This is a genomic window from Streptomyces sp. NBC_00984 (assembly GCF_045162475.1).
Lineage (GTDB): Bacteria > Actinomycetota > Actinomycetes > Streptomycetales > Streptomycetaceae > Streptomyces.
The window spans coordinates 1,014,484-1,033,306 of sequence record NZ_CP108734.1 but is presented as its reverse complement, the minus strand read 5'-3'; the positions used below and the strand labels follow the sequence as shown (position 1 = coordinate 1,033,306).

The 18,823-nt window shown below is 70.1% G+C and carries 18 protein-coding genes and 1 pseudogene; 9 read left to right on the top strand and 10 right to left on the bottom strand.

Annotation, left to right across the window (positions count from 1 at the left end; translation table 11 throughout):
- Nucleotides 1–34 precede the first annotated feature (34 nt).
- The gene (locus OG520_RS04365; protein ID WP_406012235.1) at nucleotides 35–1,264 is read left to right on the top strand and encodes a sensor histidine kinase; all 1,230 of its coding nucleotides are present in this window, start codon (nucleotides 35–37) and stop codon (nucleotides 1,262–1,264) included.
- A gap of 19 nt (nucleotides 1,265–1,283) precedes the next feature.
- Here the strand turns inward: OG520_RS04365 and OG520_RS04360 are convergent, their stop codons facing one another.
- The gene (locus OG520_RS04360) at nucleotides 1,284–1,802 is read right to left on the bottom strand and encodes a hypothetical protein (protein WP_406012234.1); all 519 of its coding nucleotides are present in this window, start codon (nucleotides 1,800–1,802) and stop codon (nucleotides 1,284–1,286) included.
- A 125-nt stretch (nucleotides 1,803–1,927) separates the two neighbouring features.
- Between OG520_RS04360 and OG520_RS04355 the strand changes: the two genes are divergently transcribed.
- On the top strand, nucleotides 1,928–2,125 hold the full coding sequence (locus OG520_RS04355) for a zf-HC2 domain-containing protein (RefSeq protein ID WP_406012233.1): 198 nt from the start codon (nucleotides 1,928–1,930) through the stop codon (nucleotides 2,123–2,125).
- Here the strand turns inward: OG520_RS04355 and OG520_RS04350 are convergent.
- The 3 genes from OG520_RS04350 to OG520_RS04340 all read right to left on the bottom strand — a co-directional run bounded on the left by OG520_RS04350 (nucleotide 2,059) and on the right by OG520_RS04340 (nucleotide 4,852).
- Nucleotides 2,059–2,628: a sigma-70 family RNA polymerase sigma factor gene (locus tag OG520_RS04350; protein WP_399335016.1), complete on the bottom strand. Its 570-nt coding sequence runs from the start codon at nucleotides 2,626–2,628 to the stop codon at nucleotides 2,059–2,061. The two genes, OG520_RS04355 and OG520_RS04350, sit on opposite strands and share 67 nt — an antisense overlap.
- A 210-nt stretch (nucleotides 2,629–2,838) precedes the next feature.
- Nucleotides 2,839–4,281 carry an amino acid permease gene (locus OG520_RS04345; RefSeq protein ID WP_406012232.1) on the bottom strand — a complete coding sequence of 481 codons (1,443 nt, stop codon included), beginning with the start codon at nucleotides 4,279–4,281 and terminating at the stop codon, nucleotides 2,839–2,841.
- A gap of 109 nt (nucleotides 4,282–4,390) precedes the next feature.
- Complete coding sequence (locus OG520_RS04340; protein ID WP_389980407.1) at nucleotides 4,391–4,852, bottom strand: universal stress protein; 462 nt, start codon at nucleotides 4,850–4,852, stop codon at nucleotides 4,391–4,393.
- Nucleotides 4,853–5,017: 165 nt separating this feature from the next.
- Here OG520_RS04340 and OG520_RS04335 point away from each other — a divergent pair, with 165 nt between their 5' ends.
- Entirely contained in the window at nucleotides 5,018–5,860 is an 843-nt protein-coding gene (locus tag OG520_RS04335) for a polysaccharide deacetylase family protein (protein WP_399335012.1), read from the top strand.
- Between the two features lie 109 nt (nucleotides 5,861–5,969).
- On the opposite strand, the pseudogene OG520_RS04330 reads toward OG520_RS04335, so the two are convergent.
- Nucleotides 5,970–6,092 (bottom strand): annotated as a pseudogene (locus tag OG520_RS04330) (class F sortase); the annotation flags it as partial.
- Nucleotides 6,093–6,298: 206 nt separating this feature from the next.
- On the opposite strand from OG520_RS04330, the gene OG520_RS04325 reads away from it, so the two are divergent.
- Nucleotides 6,299–6,538, top strand: a complete 240-nt coding sequence (locus OG520_RS04325) for a hypothetical protein (RefSeq protein ID WP_399335010.1) — start codon at nucleotides 6,299–6,301, stop codon at nucleotides 6,536–6,538.
- 96 nt (nucleotides 6,539–6,634) lie between these two features.
- Here the strand turns inward: OG520_RS04325 and OG520_RS04320 are convergent, their stop codons facing one another.
- From OG520_RS04320 to OG520_RS04310, 3 genes are all read right to left on the bottom strand, one after another.
- Nucleotides 6,635–7,168 (bottom strand): hypothetical protein, encoded by a 534-nt coding sequence (locus tag OG520_RS04320; protein WP_406012231.1) that lies wholly within the window; start codon nucleotides 7,166–7,168, stop codon nucleotides 6,635–6,637.
- A 211-nt stretch (nucleotides 7,169–7,379) separates the two neighbouring features.
- A complete protein-coding gene (locus tag OG520_RS04315; RefSeq protein WP_399335006.1) occupies nucleotides 7,380–8,147 on the bottom strand; it encodes a hypothetical protein in 768 nt (255 codons plus the stop codon).
- Nucleotides 8,148–8,163: 16 nt separating this feature from the next.
- On the bottom strand, nucleotides 8,164–8,295 hold the full coding sequence (locus OG520_RS04310; RefSeq protein WP_399335004.1) for a hypothetical protein: 132 nt from the start codon (nucleotides 8,293–8,295) through the stop codon (nucleotides 8,164–8,166).
- 1,216 nt (nucleotides 8,296–9,511) lie between these two features.
- Here OG520_RS04310 and OG520_RS04305 point away from each other — a divergent pair.
- Together OG520_RS04305 and OG520_RS04300 are read left to right on the top strand one after the other, a co-directional pair.
- Nucleotides 9,512–10,330, top strand: a complete 819-nt coding sequence (locus tag OG520_RS04305) for an SAM-dependent methyltransferase (protein WP_406012230.1) — start codon at nucleotides 9,512–9,514, stop codon at nucleotides 10,328–10,330.
- A complete protein-coding gene (locus OG520_RS04300) occupies nucleotides 10,327–12,501 on the top strand; it encodes a putative bifunctional diguanylate cyclase/phosphodiesterase (protein WP_385330273.1) in 2,175 nt (724 codons plus the stop codon). The genes OG520_RS04305 and OG520_RS04300 overlap by 4 nt, the downstream gene beginning before the upstream one ends.
- A 58-nt stretch (nucleotides 12,502–12,559) precedes the next feature.
- On the opposite strand, the gene OG520_RS04295 is transcribed toward OG520_RS04300, so the two are convergent.
- On the bottom strand, nucleotides 12,560–13,450 hold the full coding sequence (locus tag OG520_RS04295; RefSeq protein ID WP_399334998.1) for a LysR family transcriptional regulator: 891 nt from the start codon (nucleotides 13,448–13,450) through the stop codon (nucleotides 12,560–12,562).
- 112 nt (nucleotides 13,451–13,562) lie between these two features.
- Between OG520_RS04295 and OG520_RS04290 the strand changes: the two genes are divergently transcribed.
- From OG520_RS04290 to OG520_RS04280, 3 genes are read left to right on the top strand one after another with little or no spacing between them, the layout of a single operon-like run.
- Nucleotides 13,563–14,270, top strand: a complete 708-nt coding sequence (locus tag OG520_RS04290) for a succinate dehydrogenase (RefSeq protein WP_399334996.1) — start codon at nucleotides 13,563–13,565, stop codon at nucleotides 14,268–14,270.
- Between the two features lies 1 nt (nucleotide 14,271).
- Nucleotides 14,272–16,221, top strand: coding sequence for a fumarate reductase/succinate dehydrogenase flavoprotein subunit (locus OG520_RS04285; protein ID WP_406012229.1), 1,950 nt, complete (start codon nucleotides 14,272–14,274; stop codon nucleotides 16,219–16,221).
- On the top strand, nucleotides 16,218–16,964 hold the full coding sequence (locus OG520_RS04280; RefSeq protein WP_072488934.1) for a succinate dehydrogenase/fumarate reductase iron-sulfur subunit: 747 nt from the start codon (nucleotides 16,218–16,220) through the stop codon (nucleotides 16,962–16,964). Before OG520_RS04285 ends, OG520_RS04280 begins: the two co-directional genes overlap by 4 nt.
- A gap of 71 nt (nucleotides 16,965–17,035) precedes the next feature.
- Here the strand turns inward: OG520_RS04280 and OG520_RS04275 are convergent, their stop codons facing one another.
- The gene (locus tag OG520_RS04275) at nucleotides 17,036–18,802 is read right to left on the bottom strand and encodes a glycosyl hydrolase family 18 protein (RefSeq protein WP_406012228.1); all 1,767 of its coding nucleotides are present in this window, start codon (nucleotides 18,800–18,802) and stop codon (nucleotides 17,036–17,038) included.
- Nucleotides 18,803–18,823 lie beyond the last annotated feature (21 nt).

Below are 18,823 nucleotides of genomic sequence, written 5' to 3'. Positions count from 1 at the left end.
GGCGGCGGGCCCTCCCGACCCCGGGGAGAGACCGATGACCGGAGCCGGATACGCGATGGTCGTCCTGCTCGCCCTCCTGCTGCTCGGCGCGGGCTTCCTGCTCGGCCGCCGCACCGCCCGCCCCGTCCGCCCCAGCGACGTCGGGACCCCCGTCGAGCACGCCACCTTCGAGACGCTGCACACAGCCTCGCTCGCCGCGCCCCCGCTGCGCGCCGGGCTCACCGCGGAGAGCGCCCGCAGAGCCGCCCGCAGGCTGCGCTCCCTGCTCGGCACCGACGCGCTCTGCCTCACCGACCGCGACCGGGTGCTCGTCTGGGACGGCGCGGGCGAACACCACGGCCACCACGTCATGGACCAGGTGCAAGGCCTCCTCGCCAGCGGCCGGGACACCGCCTTCCGCAGCGACTGCGACGACCTCGACTGCCCGCTGCGCTGGGCCGTCGCCGTGCCGCTCACCGTCGACAACCGGGTACTGGGCACCCTGATCGCCTACGCGCCACGAGAGTCCGCGGTGCTGGCGAGAGCCGCCGGAGAGGTGGCCCGCTGGGTCTGCGTACAGCTGGAACTCGCCGAGCTCGACCGCTCCCGCACCCAGCTCATCGAGGCCGAGATCAGAGCGCTGCGGGCCCAGATCTCCCCGCACTTCATCTTCAACTCGCTGGCCGCCATCGCCTCGTTCGTCCGCACCGACCCGGAACGGGCCCGCGAACTCCTCCTGGAATTCGCCGACTTCACCCGCTACTCGTTCCGCAGCCACGGCGACTTCACCACCCTCGCCGACGAACTCCACTCCATCGACCAGTACCTGGCTCTCGTACGGGCCCGCTTCGGCGAGCGGCTCGCGGTCACCCTCCAGATCGCCCCCGAGGTACTGCCCGTCGCCCTGCCGTTCCTCTGCCTCCAGCCACTGGTCGAGAACGCCGTCAAGCACGGCCTCGAAGGAGCCGTGCCCGCTCCCCGGGACGCCGGCTCCGTCCGGACGGGGGAGAGCCCGACCCGCATCACCATCAGCGCCTTCGACGCAGGCTCCGAGGCCGAGGTCGTCATCGAGGACGACGGCACCGGAATGGACCCGGAACGCCTGCGCCACATTCTTCGCGGCGAGGGCGGTCACTCCACCGGAATCGGACTGCTCAACGTCGACGAACGGCTGCGCCAGGTGTACGGGGACGACTACGGGCTCGTCATCGAGACGGGCATCGGCGCCGGGATGAAGATCACGGTGCGGCTGCCGAAGTACCGTGCCGGGGTGCACGGTTCCTGACCGGCGGGCCGGGCACCGCTCAGTGGAGATGGATCGCCAGATGTCCGAGCGGCAGCCCCAGCTGCCAGGCCGGCGTCCACACCTGGGCCGCCTCCTCCGCGTCCGGCTCGTCGCCCACCGGTTCCCGGGGCGGCGCACCGATCGCGTCGAGGTCGGCCGCGAGCAGTTCGGTCTCCTCCAGCCAGCGCCAGGCCGCACGGGCCAGCGCCAGATCGGGATCCGCGCCGGCCGTACCGGACACCGGGGCCGCGTCGAGCGCGTCGAGCCGCTCACGGACCCAGCCGCACCACGCCGCCCCGTACGCTGTCAGCAGGCGCAGCTCGTCCAGCCGGGCCGCGGGCAGTGCGTCGGGCACCGCGCCGTCGGAGAGGAATACGGTGAGCGCGAGGGCATCGCGCCCCGCGCGGTACTCCAGTGTGGACGGCTCCATCAGATCGCCGGTCCGCAGCATTTCATCGGCGATGTACTCCGCGTACATCCAGGCCATCGGGACCAGCAGCCCGCCCCCACTGGTTCCATCCTGACGCTCCGGGCGCATCCCGTTTCGCCTCTTTCTCTCTTCGGCACCGCACTTCACGGAGCATTGAACCGGGGGAGTGCGCCCCGCGTGGCCAGAAGGACAGGATCCGTCAGGACCGGATCCGTTCACGACACGAGGATGCGATGACCGCCGATCCCGGGGAGGGCCCGCACGTGCGGCATGTGCTCGGCGCCTACGTACTCGATGCGCTCACGGACTCGGAGACCCGCGCGGTCTCCCGTCATCTCCAGTCCTGCGACCGCTGCGCCGCCGACTACGTGGAGGTCGCGGAGGCCGTCTCGCTGCTCGCCCTGCTGCGCGAGGAGAACCTGCTGGAGTAGCCGGGCAGGTTGCGGGAGAGCTGGCGCAGCGCGTAGTAGGACCGGGACTTGACCGTGCCCGCCGGGATGCCGAGCACCCGGGCCGTCTCGTCCACGGTGAGTCCGCGGAAGTACATCTGGACGAGGACCGCGCGGTGCTCCGGACCGAGGGTGCGCACCGCATCGCGTACATCGAGGGCCGAGACCGTGGCTTCGGCGGTGTCCTGACCGGCCGCGGTGGTCTCCAGCACGGCGTCGCCGACCTCGGTCGGCCGGGCCTGCCTGGACCGGCGCGCATCGATCGCGAGCCGCCGCGCGACCGTGAAGAGCCACGGCCGCATCGATTCGTACGGGGCGTCGAAGGCCTCCGGATGCTGCCAGGCCCGGACCAGCGTCTCCTGGAGCAGATCCTCGGCCCGCTGCCGGTCGCCGAACGTCAGACCGAGCAGGAAATGGAGGAGGGCGGGCCCGTGCTCCCGCTGCAGATCCGCGAGGGCCCGCTCATCGGTCGTCGTGGTGGTCATCGTGAATGCCCTTTTCGCCGAGGTCCCTGCCGCTTCACTGCCGACTGGCGTATACGAACGCATCGGGGCGCCGAGGAACAGGCGGCGGGCGGCTCCGTGCGACGAGCGGTCGCACAGTGCGGCGAATGGTGCGGTGAACGGTCGGGCGGCGGCCGGCGCGGGGTGCGCACGGGTGCCGGGCAGCCGCGGCACGACCATCCGGCCACCCGGTCAGCCCGTCTCCGTACCCGTTCCCGGAGTCCTCGCCATCTCCGACTTCCGGTACGAGTAGCCGAAGTAGATGACCAGTCCGATCAGGAACCAGACCACGAACCGCACCCAGGTCTGCCACTGCAGGAAGGTGATCAGCCAGATCGAGAACACCACGCCGAGGGCCGGGACGAACGGCATGCCGGGGGTGCGGAAGGTGCGCGGCAGATCCGGCTGCTTGTAACGCAGCACGATCACCGCGATGCACACCACGACGAACGCCAGCAGAATGCCGATGTTCGTCAGCTCGGCGGCCTCGCCGATCGGCAGGAACCCGGCGATCAAGGCCGAGGCGGCACCGACGATCCAGGTCACCCGGGTCGGCACGTGGCGGGTCGGGTGGGTCTTGGCGAACCACTTCGGCAGCAGCCCGTCACGGCTCATCGAGAACCACACCCGGGTCACCCCGAGCATGAAGGTGAACATCACCGTGAGGATGCCGATGATCGCGCCCACCGCGATCACATCGGCGAGCCGGTCGAGCCCCACCGACTTGAAGGCCGTCGAGAATCCGGACTCCGGATCGATGTCCTTGTAGCTCTGCATCCCCGTCAGCACCAGACACGCCGCCACATAGAGCACCATGGAGATCCCGAGGGAGTAGAGGATCGCCTTCGGCATGTGGCGCTGGGCGTCCTTGGACTCCTCGGCGGCCGTCGACATGGCGTCGTACCCGAACACCGCGAAGAACACCGTGGCCGCGCCGGTGAAGGCCCCGCTCACCCCGAACGGGAAGAACGGCTTGTAGTTGGCGGTGTTGATGTGGAACACGCCGACGCCGATGACCAGCAGGACGACCAGGACCTTCAGGACGACCACGATCGTCTCGAAGCGGGCCGCGTTCTTGATCCCGAGGGTCAGCAGGTACGCGACGATCAGACAGAGCAGCGCGGCGAACAGGTCCACCCGGTGGCCGTCGCCGGTGCCGGGCGCGCCCAGCATCCACTTCGGTACTTCGAGCCCCATCTCCCCGAGCAGGAAGCTGAAGTAGCCGGAGATGCCGATCGCGACCACCGCCACGATCGCCGTGTACTCCAGCAGCAGGTCCCAGCCGATGAACCAGCCCACCAGCTCGCCGAGCACCGCGTATCCGTAGGTGTACGCGGAGCCGGCCTTCGGGATCAGGCCCGCGAACTCCGCGTAGCTGAAGGCGGCCGCCGCGCTCGCCACTCCCGCGATCAGGAACGAGACCAGCACCGCGGGACCGGCGGTGCCGTTCGCCACCGTGCCGGCGAGGGTGAAGATGCCCGCGCCGATGATGCCGCCCACACCGATGGAGGTGAGCTGCCACAGTCCGAGCGTTCTGGTGAGCTGAGTGGCGACTTCCCCCGCGGGACCCTTCTCGTCGATGTGCTCGATCGGCTTGCGGCGCAGTACGCCCTCGCCCACTCGGAGCCTTGCCATGAGTCACCTCTCCGCTGCCGGCTGTCCCTGACGGGCGCTCATGATGGCCCAGGCGGAGCCGGTGCGGAAGACGGCGTGCCGTCCGACGGAGCGGAGGATTCCGCGGCGCCTACGGGACCACCGTGACGGGCCAACGGCCCGCCTTCACCAGCCGGATCGCGACCGAGCCGATGAACCGGTGCCCGGCCGACTCCGAGGCGCCCACGACCACGGCATCCGCCTTCAGTTCGTCCGCCGCGGTCACGAGTCCGTTGTACGGGTCGCCGCGGAAGGTGTGGAACTCCCAGCGCACATCCCATATGTCCTTCATCCGCCGCGTCGCCTCCCGGATCTCGCTCACCAGCCCCTCCGCGATCTCGCCCGTCGCATCGGCGACCGGTGCGCCGAGCGAGGCCCCTGCGGGCAGCACGGGCTGGACATAGACGAGGGCGAGCATGGCGCCCTGGCGGCGGGCCAGCCCCGCAGCGTAGGCCGCGGCACGCATGGAGGAATCGGACCCGTCGAGGCCTGCGACGATCACTTTCGGGCCGTCTGTGCCACGTTCGAACATATGAGGCTGCGGTTCTGTCACGGCAGTGAGGTTATCCGCTGCCCGGTCCGACCCCGGAGCGGGCAGCGGTACGGCCTCGTCCGAAGCTGCCGGATGGATCGCCGGAGATCCCTCCATGGGGTGCAAAACCCTCCGCGGCCGGTGTCGATGGCAAGGGCCGGGCCGCCGCCGTGCGAGCAGTTGGTCATGAAACATGATCAGAGGCTGCTGGGGCGCAGGACGCTGCTTCGACTGGCCGCCGGACTCGGTGCGGCCGCGGCCGTGCCCGTGATCGCCGCGGATCCGGCCGGAGAACCGGTCGGGGCGACCGCACCGCCCACGGCCGGGGCAGCCGGACCGCCGTCGGCCCTCCGGGCGCGGCCCACCGCCTACCGGCTCCAGCCCATGACCGCGGGCACCCCGCCCCGCTTCCGGCCGACGGCGCCGCCGGTCCGCACGAGACCCTTCGAGGAGCTGCCCGGGATCGGGCATGCCATGGTGCTCACCTTCGACGACGGGCCCGACCCGTTCTACACCCCGCACATCCTCGAGACCCTGCGCGAACACGATGTCCGCGCGATGTTCTTCCTCTGCGGAGAAATGGCCAACGACAACCAGGACCTGGTGCGGGCCATCGCCGACGACGGCCACACCATCGGAAACCACTCCTGGAACCACCCTCTGGTCACCAGACTCTCCCGGGCCGGTGTCCGCGCCGAACTCGAACCCACCAGCGAGGTCATCGAGAGGATCACCGGCGCCGCGCCGCTCTGGTACCGGGCACCGTACGGAGCGTGGAACCGCAACTCCTTCGAGATCGCCGCCGACATGGGCATGGAACCGATGGCCTGGACCGTCGACACCTTGGACTGGACCGAACCCGGAGTCGGCACGATCGTCCGCCGGGTCCGGGAAGGGGCCGCTCCCGGCGTCGTCGTGCTGTCGCACGACGCCGGGGGCGACCGTTCGCAGAGCGTGGCCGCGCTGCGGCGGTACCTGCCCGAACTGCTCGACGACGGCTACCGGATCACGGTGCCGCAGCGCCGTTGAGCGGGGGGCGGCCGAGGGCGACGGTGCTGCCGTCAGGGCCGTCGTCGTCGGTGAGGCCGCCACCGCAGGCGACGACGCACAGGTCCGTCCTGCCGGTGTCGCCGTGTGCCGGGGCGCTCGATGAGATGTCCGCACCGTTGCGGATCAGGGCCAGGCCGGTGAGCACCACCAGGGCGACGGCGCCCCACGGCGAGTGCCTGGTCCGTTCGACGCGCCAGCTGTCCCGGCCCATGATGCTCCCTTCGTCGCGACGATTGGAACGCTAGGCGCGGGACGGCCGGGCTGCGATCAGGACGGGGCGAACGGGTGGCGCCCCGACGGCCCCGCCCGAAATGCGCTGGACCGAACCTCTGGTGAGGGTTCGTCATGGGAGGCGTTCTCGTCGATCCGCCCCGGGGCGCGAAGGGCTCCGGGCGCTTCCCACCGGAGGTTCGGACGATGCGTGCTGCACGTGCTCTCGTGGTCGCGGCGACCGCCGTCGCCGTCATCGGGCTCGCCGCCCCGGCGGCCAACAGGTTCTTCGTGCCGGACGGCCCGGGTGCGCCGGGCGGCCTGGGCGGATCGGTGGCGGCCGTGCCCGCGGAGATGGACCTCGGTGCCGCTCCGGTCGTCACGGCGATCGTCGGCGGAGGTGTGTTCCTCGTACGCCGCCGGAAGAAGAACCGTGCGGGATCCTGACGGGACGACACCGGCACGGGTGCGATACGTCCGTCGCCCCGGGTCCTGAGGGAGGACCCGGGGCGACTTCTCGTCCGGTCGGCACTGCCCCTGCTCTCAGTGCGAGCGGCTCTCCCCACGACGGCGTGCCACATGGACGGCGCCGGCGGCCACGACCACCGCCAACGCCGTTCCGGCGGCGATCTTCGTGGTGTTCATCGTGCCGATGCCGCCACCGAGCCCGCTCTGCACACCGGCCGGAGCCACCGTGGAACCCGTGGTGGGCGGCTTCGGGGCCGCGGCGATCGTGAGACCGGACTTCACCGGGGAGCCGGGCGACGTGTTGCAGATGAACGTCACTTCGTAGGAGGCGCCGGGTTTCGCGTCCCAGTCGACCGTGGCCGCGACGGAGCGACCTCTGGGAATGGTGACGGTGTCGAAGACGCCCGAGCCGGCGGTTGCGGTGGTAGAGCACCCCCGGGCGGCCAGGACGACCTGGCTTCCCGGCGCGATCACCGACGGAGTGACGGTGAATCCGGTCGCGGAGGACGCGCCCCCCGACGTCGCGGCATACACGGTTGCGGCCGGAGCGGTCAGGGCGATGGCGGCGGCGCCGAGCAGGGCGACGGGTGCGACACGTATTACGCGCATGGGTGATTCCTCCGGGTCCCCGAGGAGCACTTGCGGAACGAGTTTCCACAAAGCGTCAGAAATGCACCTCGACGCGCCAAACGCTAGGAGTCGCGCATATTGCTCGCGATCGGAGTGCGCCGCTCGGGGCACCGGCTTCGCCCGAGCGGCGCACCGCCCGCCTTCTGACGGACCGAAAGGGCCTGTCCGGCGGATCGGGGCCGGCCGGGCCCTATCCGCCCGCGGCGCGTGGGAACAGATCGAGGAACGGCGCCGCGGTGGCCGAGATCTCCCGCCCGAAGGGGGAGTCGAAGTCCCAGATCAGGAAGAGCAGAAAGGCGATCAGGACACTGAAGAGGCCGGCCAGCAGCAGTTCGCGGAAGGTTCTGCGGATCTGCAGCGTGAACATCAGCCCGACGGTCACCAGGGCTCCGATGATCAGGCCGAACCAGACCACGCCCGGCATGGTCGCACCGGCGCTCTGTCCGCGCGCGCTGCGTGCGTCGTCGGCCGCGGCCACCTCGTCGACCAGTGGCTGATATGCCTGCCCCTCGTGGTCGTTCCTCGGCCGGTACTCGGTGACGTCGGCACGCACCCGGCCCAGGAGGCGGGTCCCCTCGGCGGTGAGGGTGCCGTGCTCGCTCATCGCCCGCCACTCGTCGTGGACGACATGGTGGACATAGGCATCGACGTCGGCCCGGATGCGGGAGCGCACCTCGGCCGGATAGACGGCGGAGCGGACGTGCACCTCGTGCAGGGCCTGGGCCTCCTGACGCACGTACTCCTGGGCGGCGCCGCGGCCCTCCCAGACGCCCGCGATGGCGAGGCCCAGCACGATCGCGTAGACCACGCCGATCATCATGGTCATGTACTCGATGACGTCAGGGGTCTCGGACGGGTCGTCGTCCTCCCCGATCCGGCGGTTGTTGAGCACGGCGATGGTCAGGACGACGGCGCTGGCCGCGACCATGGCGAGGGCGAGAACAAGCCATTCCGACATTGTGATCCTCCGGAGGTCAGCGGGAGCGGGGACGCAGTACGGCGACGGCGAACACCGCGGGCGCCGTGATCAGCAGGGTGAAGGTGACCACGGAGGTGCCGTGCCGCACGACCTTGCGCGGTGGCTTGCGGTAGGTGGGCAGCGCCACGGGCCGGGACGCGGGGGGTGTGGGGCGTACGGAGGGCGAGGGGGTGGGCGTGGGCGTGGGTGTGGGAGCCGGCGCAGGGGGTGGTGGCACGGGCTCCGGCCGCGGCGGTGCTGGTGATGGCGGGGGCGGCGGAGGGGGAGGTGGCGGAGGAGGCGGAGGAGGCGGAGGAGGCGGGGGCTGTGGAGGAGGCGGTGGTGGCGGTCGTGGGGTGGGTGGTGGCGTCGGCTCGGGCAGCGGGCCCGCGTGGCAGTGACCGTCGCCCGACGTGGCGACCGATGAACTGCCGCCGTTCTCACCGATGGAGGCGTACGCGCAGCTGTCCGCGACCGCGGACGCCGGGGCGCTCAGCAGCCAGAGAAGGGCGACGGCTGCCGTGAGCCGTCCTATGAGTGATCCGTACACGACCGGGAGCATGTTCCGGCCGGTCGCGGGACACGCGGCGGTGGCGCCGGATTCGCCTGATGGTGGGGACATGGGGCGGCGGGTGTTTGGCGCCGGGGGAGAGCATGAGGCCCAGTTGAACCAGGTGGGGACGCGGTCCGTGCCGGAGGTCGGGGACGGGGCGAGCGCACTTCGCAACAGGGACGCTCCGTACGGAAGTTGACGCGGCCTCCGGTCGAACCCCTTGCCCGTGACGGGTGGAAGGCGGCGGACCGACGGCGCGGGGCCTGCTCGTCCCGTCGGGCTTTCGGCCCGCAGGGATTCGGAACTCGGAGACACCGTCGCGGAAGAGTGCGGCATGACGACCCATCGGTTCGAGAAGGCCGCCGCACGGCCGGTGAAGCAGGCCCGTGCAGGCGGCTGTCCCTTGGAGCGACCGTTCATTGCCTCATTGGTAAAGAATGCTGCCAATGGCGTCACGCCAAGGGATTTTCCACCCACAATCGGCCCTGCCCACTCAAGTGGGCGGACATCGGCCGCCGTCCGGTCCAGACCTTTTTCCGGGATGTGAAACCGGCCGCATCACCGGATTCATCAACGGCCAAGGTGTGAGCGGTGCATGGCGCCCCGTTATCACCCGACGTCCCACCGGGGCGGGTTCGACGTCCAATGTCACACGCAGCGACGGGCTGGTTGCACATGCCACTGGTGTGTGACCAATAACGGACGGCTAATTTCCGTTTCCGCTCGCTCTCTTGGCAGACGATCAGTAGCCTCTGGTCAACACTGACCATGAACATGGCCGGATCGCCGTGGCGACTTGTTGGAGACATTGATGGAGCGTCCCGCCTGGGCACCGCGAGGCATAGACATTTCGGTGCCGAGCGTGTCCCGCATGTACGACTTCTATCTGGGCGGATCGCACAATTTCGAGGTGGACCGGGAAGCGGCGCGCAAGGCCATGGAGTTCATGCCGGGGCTCCCCAAGATCATGCAGGCGAATCGCGCCTTTATGCGCAGAGCCGTGCGTTACGCGGTGAGCGAGGGCATCGATCAGTTTCTGGACATCGGCTCCGGAATACCGACCTTCGGCAATGTTCACGAAGTCGCCCAGGCGGCCGACCCCGGGGCCCGGGTGGCGTACGTCGATCACGACCCGGTCGCGGTCGCGCACAGCCGGGCCGTACTCGACGGAAACGACCGGGCGGTGATCGCCGCCGCGGATCTGCGCCGCCCGCAGGAGATCGTGAAGAGCCCGGAGGTCTCCGGACTGCTCGACCTGGACCGCCCGGTGGCCCTGCTGCTCGTCGCGGTGCTCCACTTCATCGAGGACTCCGACGACCCGCAGACCGCGGTCGCCGAACTGCGCGAAGCGCTCGCCCCCGGCAGCCTCATCGTCCTCACCCACGCCTCGTACGAGGGCATTCCGCTCACGCGTGAGGAGGCGGGCGGCACGGTCGAGGTCTACAAGAGCATCCGCAACCCCCTGGTGATGCGGTCCCGCGACGAGATCGCGAGCTTCTTCGAGGGGTACGAGATGGTCGAGCCCGGACTCGTGTCGATGCCGCACTGGCGTCCGGACAGCCCGGTGGTGGCGGAGCAGGAGGACCCATTCGCGTTCTCGGGCTTCGCGGGAGTGGGACGCAAGGCGTGAGTATTCCCGCCCAGTCGTCCGGCACACCGGACACGGAGCCCGACGGTCCCGAGGGCCGGCTCCGGAGATTCGCCACGATCTGGAGCAGGGCCATCTTCCCCTCGACGGCCACCTCCTTGACGCGCGCGGAGTTCGAGCAGCACCTGCTGCCGCTGGCCCGCGGGCTCAGCGACATCCTGCACGCCCGGCCCTTCGACGCGGCTCCCGCGAGCGAGGTGGGTGCCGCCCTGGTCGCCGCGCACTGCACGGACCCGGACGCGCTGAGCAGCACGCTCGGCGTCGTCGACTCGTATCTGGTGCTCTATTGCGGAAGCAACGGCGTGACCGCGTTGTCGACCGAGGACAGCAGGGCCCGTTGCGCCCGGATACAGCACGCCCTCGCGGGCGGCTTCACCCAGGCGCTGCGTGAACGCACCCTCACCGAGCAGGAGGCCATCGCGCGCTCGGCGCTCACCGCCCGCTCCGACGCCGAACGAGCCCTGCACACGACCGAGGCGCGTTTCCGCGCCGTGTTCAAGGACGCGGCCATCGGCATCGGCATCGCCGACCTGGACGGCAATGTGCTGGAGGTCAACGACACCCTCACCCGGATGTTCGGCGGGCTCGATCACCATGTGCGCAGCCACAAGGTCAACGAGTGGGTCCACCCCGAGGACTCGCCGCACGTCTGGAAGTACTACGACGAGCTGGTGCGTGGCGAACGTGAGCACTACCGGGTCGAGAAGCCGTACTACCGCAACGACGGCACCGTGCTGTGGACCAATCTGACGGTGTCGCTGCTGCGTGACGCCGAGGGCCGGCCGCAGTATCAGCTGGCGCTGATGGAGGACACCACCGAGCGCCGGCTGCTCAATCTGCGGCTGCGGTACGAGGCCACGCACGACGCGCTCACCGGCCTGCCCAACCGGACGCTGTTCTTCGAGCGTCTGGAGAAGGCGTTGTCCGCCGACGACGGCAGCCGTTTCGGCCTGTGCTACCTCGACCTGGACGGCTTCAAGGCGATCAACGACAGCCTCGGCCACGCGTCGGGCGACCGGCTGCTGGTCGAGGTGGCCGACCGGCTGCAGAGCTGTGCGACCGCGCCCGGCGAGATGGTCGCGCGGCTCGGCGGCGACGAGTTCGTGGCCCTGACCACGGGCCCCGACACCGAGACGGAGGTCGACGAGCTGGCCTGCCGCATCCTCGGTGTGCTCGGCACCCCGATCCGCCTGGAGGGCCGTGAGCTGACCGTACGCGGATCCATCGGGGTCGTCGAAGGCCCGGCCGGAAAGCGCAATGCCGCCGAGGTGCTGCGCAGCGCCGACATCACGATGTACCGGGCCAAATCCGCGGGCGGCAACCGGTTCGAGCTCGCGGACGACGAGGCGGATGCCCGCGCCATCACGCGGCACGGGCTGACCACCGCGCTGCCCGCCGCCCTGGAGCGCGGTGAGTTCTTCATCGAGTACCAGCCGCTCGTGCACCTCGACGACGGCACGGTGCACGGTGCGGAGGCACTGGTGCGCTGGTGCCACCCGCAGCACGGGGTGCTCGGCCCGGACAGGTTCATCCCGCTCGCCGAGCACACCGGGCTGATCGTGCCGCTGGGCCGCTGGGTGCTGGAGGAGTCCGTACGGCAGGCCAACTACTGGCAGGAGAGGCACACCGACGGCGGCCCGCTGCGGATCAACGTCAACCTCTCACCGACCCAGTTGCACCATCCCCGGCTGGTCGCCGAGACGGTCGACGTGCTGGAGCGGTCGGGGCTCGAACCCGGGGCGCTCTGCCTGGAGGTCACCGAGTCCGCGCTCATCGGCGCGGACGACGACCTGCTCAAGCCGCTGCGGCAACTGGCGGACATGGGTGTCGACATAGCGCTCGACGACTTCGGCACCGGGTACTCGAACCTGGCGAATCTGCGCCGGCTGCCGGTGAGCGTGCTCAAGCTGGACCGTTCCTTCACGATGGGCATGCAGCAGCATCCGGCGGACCCGGTCGACCTGAAGATCGTCGAGGGGATCGTCTCGCTGGCGCACAGCCTGGACCTCGCGGTCACGGTGGAGGGCGTGGAGACCGGGGCCCAGGCGGAGCAGTTGCGGAAGCTGGGCTGCGACACGGCTCAGGGCTGGTACTACGCCAGGCCGGGTGCACCGGACCGGATCCACTCGCTGCTGCTGGCCGACGCGGTGTGAGCAGGCGGGGTACGGGGCGCCCGAGGCCGTCCCGTACCCCGCCGCAGGACGGCCCGGCTCAGGCCCGTCCGGCGGCGAGCAGCACCTTCTGCAGCTCGCGTGCCGCGCGCGGCGGAGCGACGTCGCTGCGGTGCGCGAGCGCGATCGTGCGCCGCAGGCCCGGCCGGGCCAGCGGTGTGGTCCGCAGGTCGTGGCCGGACCGGACGGCGACCATGCTGGGCACCACCGCGATCCCGAGTCCCGCCCGGACGAAGCCGAGCACGGCGTCCATCTCCCCACCCTCCACCGTGAACGACGGCTCGAACCCCTCCGCCCGGCAGGCGGCGACCGTCAGCTCCCGCAGGTCGTAGCCGTGCCGGAACATCACCAGGGGCTCCCCCTGGAGGTCGGCGATCCGTACGCTCCCGCCCCGGCCGGGCCGCGGCGCCCCGGCCGACGACACCACGACCAGGTCCTCCTGGAGCAGCTCGACCGTCGTGAGCGCGGGGGACGCGGCGGGCAGCGGCAGTACCACCAGGGCGAGATCCAGTGCGCCGCGCGCCAGCCCCCGTACCAGGTCGAGCGAGCCGCCCTCCTCCAGCAGCAGCTGGATCCCCGGATGCCGGTCGTGGAAGGCGCGCAGCACCTCGGGGAGCAGGCCGGTGCAGAGGCTGGGCGTCGCGCCGAGCCGGACCCGGCCCCGGCGCAGCTGCGCCAGCTCCTGCACCTCGTGGCGTGCGGTGTCCGCGTCCGCGAGGATGCGGCGGGCCAGCGGCAGCAGGGCCTCGCCCGCGTCGGTGAGCGTGATGTTGCCGCGCGCCCGGCTGAACAGCTCCGCCCCCAGCTCGCTCTCCAGTGCCCTGATCTGCTGGGAGAGCGAGGGCTGCGAGACATGCACCTCCTCGGCGGCGCGGGTGAAGTGACGGGTCTCGGCCACGGCCACGAAATACGTCAGCTGCTGGAACTGCATGAGCCCCTACTCCCAGTCGTGTCGTCCTGACTGGCACGATAGCCTCAGCCTATGAACATGAGCCATACCATGTCTTGGACTGATGGGGTGGATCGGTCCTAACGTCGTGTCCATGGCATTGGCAACCCGGACGGACCGACGGCCGTCCATGACACGTACGCTCTGGGACTCGTCCCTGGGCAAGAAGACGGTCATGGCCGTGAGCGGCCTGATCATGCTCCTCTACTTGGTCGCCCATTTGATCGGCAACCTGAAGGTCTTCTTCGGGTCCGGCGATTTCAACCATTACGCGCACTGGCTGCGGACCATGGGTGAGCCCTTCCTGCACTACGAATGGGCCCTGTGGATCGTCCGCGTCGTACTCGTCGCCGCCGTGGTGCTGCACGCCACCTCCGCGTACCAGCTGAGCCGCCGCGACATCCGGGCGCGTCCCGCCAAGTACGTGCACAGGAAGCCACGCGCCAGCTATGCCACCCGCACCATGCGCTGGGGCGGGATCATCCTCGCCCTGTTCATCGTCTGGCACATCCTCGACCTGACGACGGGCACCGTGCACTCCGGCGGATTCCAGGCCGGGCATCCGTACCAGAACGTCATCGACACCTTCTCCACCTGGTACGGCAACACCATCTACATCGTCGCCATGCTCGCCCTCGGGCTCCACGTCCAGCACGGCTTCTGGAGCGCCGCCCAGACCCTCGGCGCCGGAAGCGCGACGCGTGACCGCGTCCTCAAGACCGTGGCCAACGCCCTCGCACTGGTGCTGACGCTGGGCTTCATCTCCATACCCGTCGCCGTCATGACCGGAGTCGTGAGCTGACATGACCGACTACCCGCACTACGAGACCGGCGCGCCCGTCGTCGACACCAAGGCCCCTGAGGGACCCGTCGCCGAACGCTGGGACACCCGCCGCTTCCAGGCCAAGCTGGTCAACCCGGCCAACCGCCGCAAGCACACCGTCATCGTCGTGGGCACCGGCCTCGCCGGCGGCTCGGCCGGCGCGACCCTCGCCGAACAGGGCTACCACGTGGTCCAGTTCTGCTTCCAGGACTCGCCCCGCCGTGCCCACTCGGTCGCCGCCCAGGGCGGCATCAACGCCGCGAAGAACTACCGCAACGACGGCGACTCGATCCACCGGCTCTTCTACGACACCGTCAAGGGCGGCGACTTCCGCGCCCGCGAGTCCAATGTCCACCGGCTCGCCCAGATCTCCGTCGAGATCATCGACCAGTGCGTCGCCCAGGGCGTCCCCTTCGCCCGCGAGTACGGCGGCCTCCTCGACAACCGCTCCTTCGGCGGCGTCCAGGTCTCCCGCACGTTCTACGCCCGGGGCCAGACGGGACAGCAGCTCCTGCTCGGCGCCTACCAGGCGCTCTCCCGGCAGATCGCCGCGGGCAACGTCGAACTGCACGCCCGCACCGAGATGCTCGACCTGATCATCGTCGACGGCAAGGCCCGCGGCATCGTCGCCCGCGACCTCGTCACCGGGAAGATCGACACCTACTTCGCCGACGCGGTCGTCCTGGCCAGCGGCGGCTACGGCAACGTCTTCTACCTGTCGACGAACGCCATGAACTCCAATGCCACCGCCGTCTGGCGTGCCCACCGGCGCGGCGCGTACTTCGCCAACCCCTGCTTCACGCAGATCCACCCCACCTGCATCCCGCGTACCGGCGACCACCAGTCCAAGCTCACGCTGATGAGCGAGTCGCTGCGCAACGACGGCCGGATCTGGGTCCCGAAGGCCGAGGGCGACACCCGTCCCGCCAACGAGATCCCCGAGGACGAGCGCGACTACTACCTGGAGCGCATCTACCCCGCCTTCGGGAACCTCGTCCCCCGGGACATCGCCTCCCGCGCCGCGAAGAACGTCTGCGACGAGGGCCGCGGCGTCGGCCCCGGCGGCCAGGGCGTCTACCTGGACTTCGCCGAGGCCATCCAGCGGATGGGCCGGGACAAGGTCGAGGAGAAGTACGGCAACCTCTTCGACATGTACGCGCGGATCACGGCGGAGGACCCGTACGAGACGCCGATGCGGATCTACCCGGCCGTGCACTACACGATGGGCGGACTCTGGGTCGACTACGACCTCCAGACCACCATTCCGGGCCTCTTCGCCATCGGCGAGGCCAACTTCTCCGACCACGGTGCCAACCGGCTCGGCGCGTCCGCGCTGATGCAGGGCCTCGCCGACGGCTACTTCGTCCTCCCGTCGACAATCAACGACTACCTGGCCCGCAATCCGCACCACGACGAGGTCGACGCCTCGCACCCCGCGGTCGAGGAGGTCGTCGCCGACACCGAGGACCGGCTGAACCTGCTGCTCTCCGTCGACGGCGACCGCACCCCCGACTCCTTCCACCGAGAGATCGGTGAACTCATGTGGGAGTACTGCGGCATGGCGCGCACCGAGGACGGGCTGCGCAAGGCGCTCGACCGGATCCCGCAGATCCGCGACGAGTTCTGGCGCCGCATCAAGGTCCCGGGCACCGGCGACGAGTTCAACCAGTCGCTGGAGAAGGCCAACCGCATCGTCGACTACCTGGAGCTCGCCGAGCTCATGTGCCTCGACGCACTGCACCGCGCCGAGTCCTGCGGAGGCCACTTCCGCGAGGAGTCGCAGACCCCGGACGGCGAAGCCGCCCGCCGGGACGAGGAGTTCTCCTACGCCGCCGCCTGGGAGTTCTCCGGCACCGGCCGGGCCCCCGTCCTGCACAAGGAAGACCTCGTCTTCGAGTACGTACACCCCACCCAGCGGAGCTACGCATGAAGCTCACCCTGCGCGTCTGGCGCCAGAAGAACGCCGACGCACCCGGCGCCATGTCCACCTACGAGGTGGACGGCATCTCGCAGGACATGTCGTTCCTGGAAATGCTCGACACCCTCAACGAGGAACTCATCCTCGCCGGCGACGACCCCGTCGCCTTCGACCACGACTGCCGCGAGGGAATCTGCGGCGCCTGCAGTCTCGTCATCAACGGCGACGCCCACGGCCCCGAGCGCACCACCACCTGCCAGCTCCACATGCGGTCCTTCGAGGACGGCGACACGATCGACATCGAACCGTGGCGCGCCTCGGCCTTCCCGGTCGTCAAGGACCTGGTCGTGGACCGTTCGGCCTTCGACCGGATCATCCAGGCCGGCGGCTACATCTCCGCCCCGACCGGCACCGCCCCCGAGGCGCACGCCACCCCGGTGCCCAAGCCGGACGCGGACTTCGCCTTCGAGCACGCCGAGTGCATCGGCTGCGGCGCCTGCGTGGCGGCCTGTCCCAACGGCTCGGCGATGCTCTTCACCTCGGCGAAGATCAACCACCTCAACGTCCTGCCGCAGGGCGCCCCGGAGCGCGAGACCCGGGTCCTCGACATGGTCGGCCAGATGGACAGTGAGGGCTTCGGCGGCTGCACCCTCACCGGCGAATGCGCCACCGCCTGCCCGAAGGGCATCCCGCTGCCGTCGATCTCGGCCATGAACAAGGAGTGGCTGCGGGCCACCCGCAAGGTGCGCCGCTGAGCGGAGTGCGAGTTCCTGGTCCCGGAGGCCGCCCACCCCCGGGACCAGGAAGTCTCATCCGCTCCGGCGGATCAGGACGTCACGGAGATGTCGTCGCCGTAGACGGTGCCCTGCCCGTACCAGCCGTGCAGATAGACGGTCGCCGTGCCGGTCGAACCGGTGGTGAACGTCACCGACTGCTTCGCGTAGCCGCTCGACGAACCCCAGACGCTCGCCGTCGCGTCGCCGCGCACCCCGAGGTATCCGTAGCTGCCCTGCACCCAACCGCTCAGCGTGTACTTGGTGTTGGGGGACAGGGTGAGGGTCTGCGCGCACTCGCCGGTCTGCGACGCGGTGGCCGCCGCGGCGAGCGCGTGCGAACCCCCGTGCACCGGCGTGGAGACGACCGCGCCACCGGACTCACAGGTCCAGGGACCGAGCGAGCCGGTCTCGAAGTCACCGTTCACCAGGGCTCCCGTGCCGCCGCCGGGCCCCGACACCGTCAGAGTGAGGACCGCCGCGTGGCTGAGCGTGCCCGAGGTGCCGGTCACACTGAGCTTGTACGTGCCCGGCGCCACGGACGCCGACGCGCCGACCGTCAGCTTCGACGTCCCGCCCGCGGTGACCGAGGTCGGGCTGAGCGTCGCCGTCACACCGGCGGGCGCCCCGCTCGTCGTCAGGGCGACGGTCTTCGCGCTGCCGGAGGTGACCGCGGTGTTCACCGTCGCCGTCGTGGAGCCGCCGGGGGCCACCGTCGCCGCAGCGGGCGCGACGGACACCGAGTAGTCGTCCGTCACCGGACCGGTGCCGCCGCCCGTGAACGGGGCGAAGGTGTGGCTGAAGTACCAGGTGTCCTGCGCGATGCCGGAGCAGGTGTCGCTCCCCCCGGTACCGGGGCAGCCGCCGTTGTCGCGCTGGAGCGCCCAGAACGACAGGGTGCTGACGCCCTTGGCGACCGCCCAGTTGTAGACCGAGGTGGCATCGGCCGTGGTGAACGTCTCGGCCGGACCGTAGTCGTCGATGCCCGGCATCTCGATGATGCCGGTCATGCCCCACAGCTGGGCGTCGGTCTTCGACGGGTACAGGTCGGCCAGCTGGCCCTTGAGACCCGTGATCGCCGTCTGGGTGTCCTGCGCCATGTTGTGCGAGGCGCCGTCGTAGTAGTCGAACGTCATGAGGTTCACGACATCGACCTCGGCGCCGTTGGACACCGCGTTCTCCAGCACCGCGAGACCGCTGTCGGCCAGACCGCTCGTGGTGGTGGGCAGGGTGTACGAGAACTGCACCGAGCGCCCGTTGGCGGCCGCCCAGTCCTGGACCTTCTTGATCGCCTTGTTGCGGCGGTCGATACCGGCGCTGTTCTCCAGGGAGTTGTCCTCGATGTCCATGTCGAGGCGGGACACGTCGTACGTCGTGATGACCTTCTCGTACGCCGCCGCGATGGAGTCGACGCTCGTACAGCTGTCGGCGATCTCGGTGCCGCCGTTGTCGGCTGTGTAACCGCCGAACGACGGGATCACATCGCCGCCGCGCGAGCGGATGGTGGTGAAGTCGGCGCCGAACTCGGACTGGGCGATGGGCGTGCCCGAATCGCCGTTCCAGTAGGGGGTGCAGGAACCGCGGGCCTCCGTCTGGATGAAGGCCATGGTCAGGTACTTGGCGCCGGACGCCTGCGAGAGCGCGGCCGGGCTGTCGCCGTTCCAGGCCTCGAAGTACGGGGCGAAGACGTGCGCGGGCAGGGGAGTGGCGGCGGTCGCGGCTGCCTGTGCGCCGGTGCCCGATCCAAGGATCAGGCCTGCGGACGCGACGGCGGTGGCGAAGGCGCTCAGGACGGCGCCGACTGTTCTTGGACGTCTCATGGGGCAGCTCCCAGCGGGGTG

Excerpts from the sequence above, each read along its gene's own strand:
- OG520_RS04365 (WP_406012235.1), top strand. The coding sequence starts at position 35 with ATGACCGGAGCCGGATACGCGATGGTCGTCCTGCTCGCCCTCCTGCTG.
- OG520_RS04360 (WP_406012234.1), bottom strand. The coding sequence starts at position 1,802 with ATGCGCCCGGAGCGTCAGGATGGAACCAGTGGGGGCGGGCTGCTGGTC.
- OG520_RS04355 (WP_406012233.1), top strand. The coding sequence starts at position 1,928 with ATGACCGCCGATCCCGGGGAGGGCCCGCACGTGCGGCATGTGCTCGGC.
- OG520_RS04350 (WP_399335016.1), bottom strand. The coding sequence starts at position 2,628 with ATGACCACCACGACGACCGATGAGCGGGCCCTCGCGGATCTGCAGCGG.
- OG520_RS04345 (WP_406012232.1), bottom strand. The coding sequence starts at position 4,281 with ATGGCAAGGCTCCGAGTGGGCGAGGGCGTACTGCGCCGCAAGCCGATC.
- OG520_RS04335 (WP_399335012.1), top strand. The coding sequence starts at position 5,018 with ATGAAACATGATCAGAGGCTGCTGGGGCGCAGGACGCTGCTTCGACTG.
- OG520_RS04325 (WP_399335010.1), top strand. The coding sequence starts at position 6,299 with ATGCGTGCTGCACGTGCTCTCGTGGTCGCGGCGACCGCCGTCGCCGTC.
- OG520_RS04320 (WP_406012231.1), bottom strand. The coding sequence starts at position 7,168 with ATGCGCGTAATACGTGTCGCACCCGTCGCCCTGCTCGGCGCCGCCGCC.
- OG520_RS04315 (WP_399335006.1), bottom strand. The coding sequence starts at position 8,147 with ATGTCGGAATGGCTTGTTCTCGCCCTCGCCATGGTCGCGGCCAGCGCC.
- OG520_RS04305 (WP_406012230.1), top strand. The coding sequence starts at position 9,512 with ATGGAGCGTCCCGCCTGGGCACCGCGAGGCATAGACATTTCGGTGCCG.
- OG520_RS04295 (WP_399334998.1), bottom strand. The coding sequence starts at position 13,450 with ATGCAGTTCCAGCAGCTGACGTATTTCGTGGCCGTGGCCGAGACCCGT.
- OG520_RS04290 (WP_399334996.1), top strand. The coding sequence starts at position 13,563 with ATGGCATTGGCAACCCGGACGGACCGACGGCCGTCCATGACACGTACG.
- OG520_RS04285 (WP_406012229.1), top strand. The coding sequence starts at position 14,272 with ATGACCGACTACCCGCACTACGAGACCGGCGCGCCCGTCGTCGACACC.
- OG520_RS04280 (WP_072488934.1), top strand. The coding sequence starts at position 16,218 with ATGAAGCTCACCCTGCGCGTCTGGCGCCAGAAGAACGCCGACGCACCC.
- OG520_RS04275 (WP_406012228.1), bottom strand. The coding sequence starts at position 18,802 with ATGAGACGTCCAAGAACAGTCGGCGCCGTCCTGAGCGCCTTCGCCACC.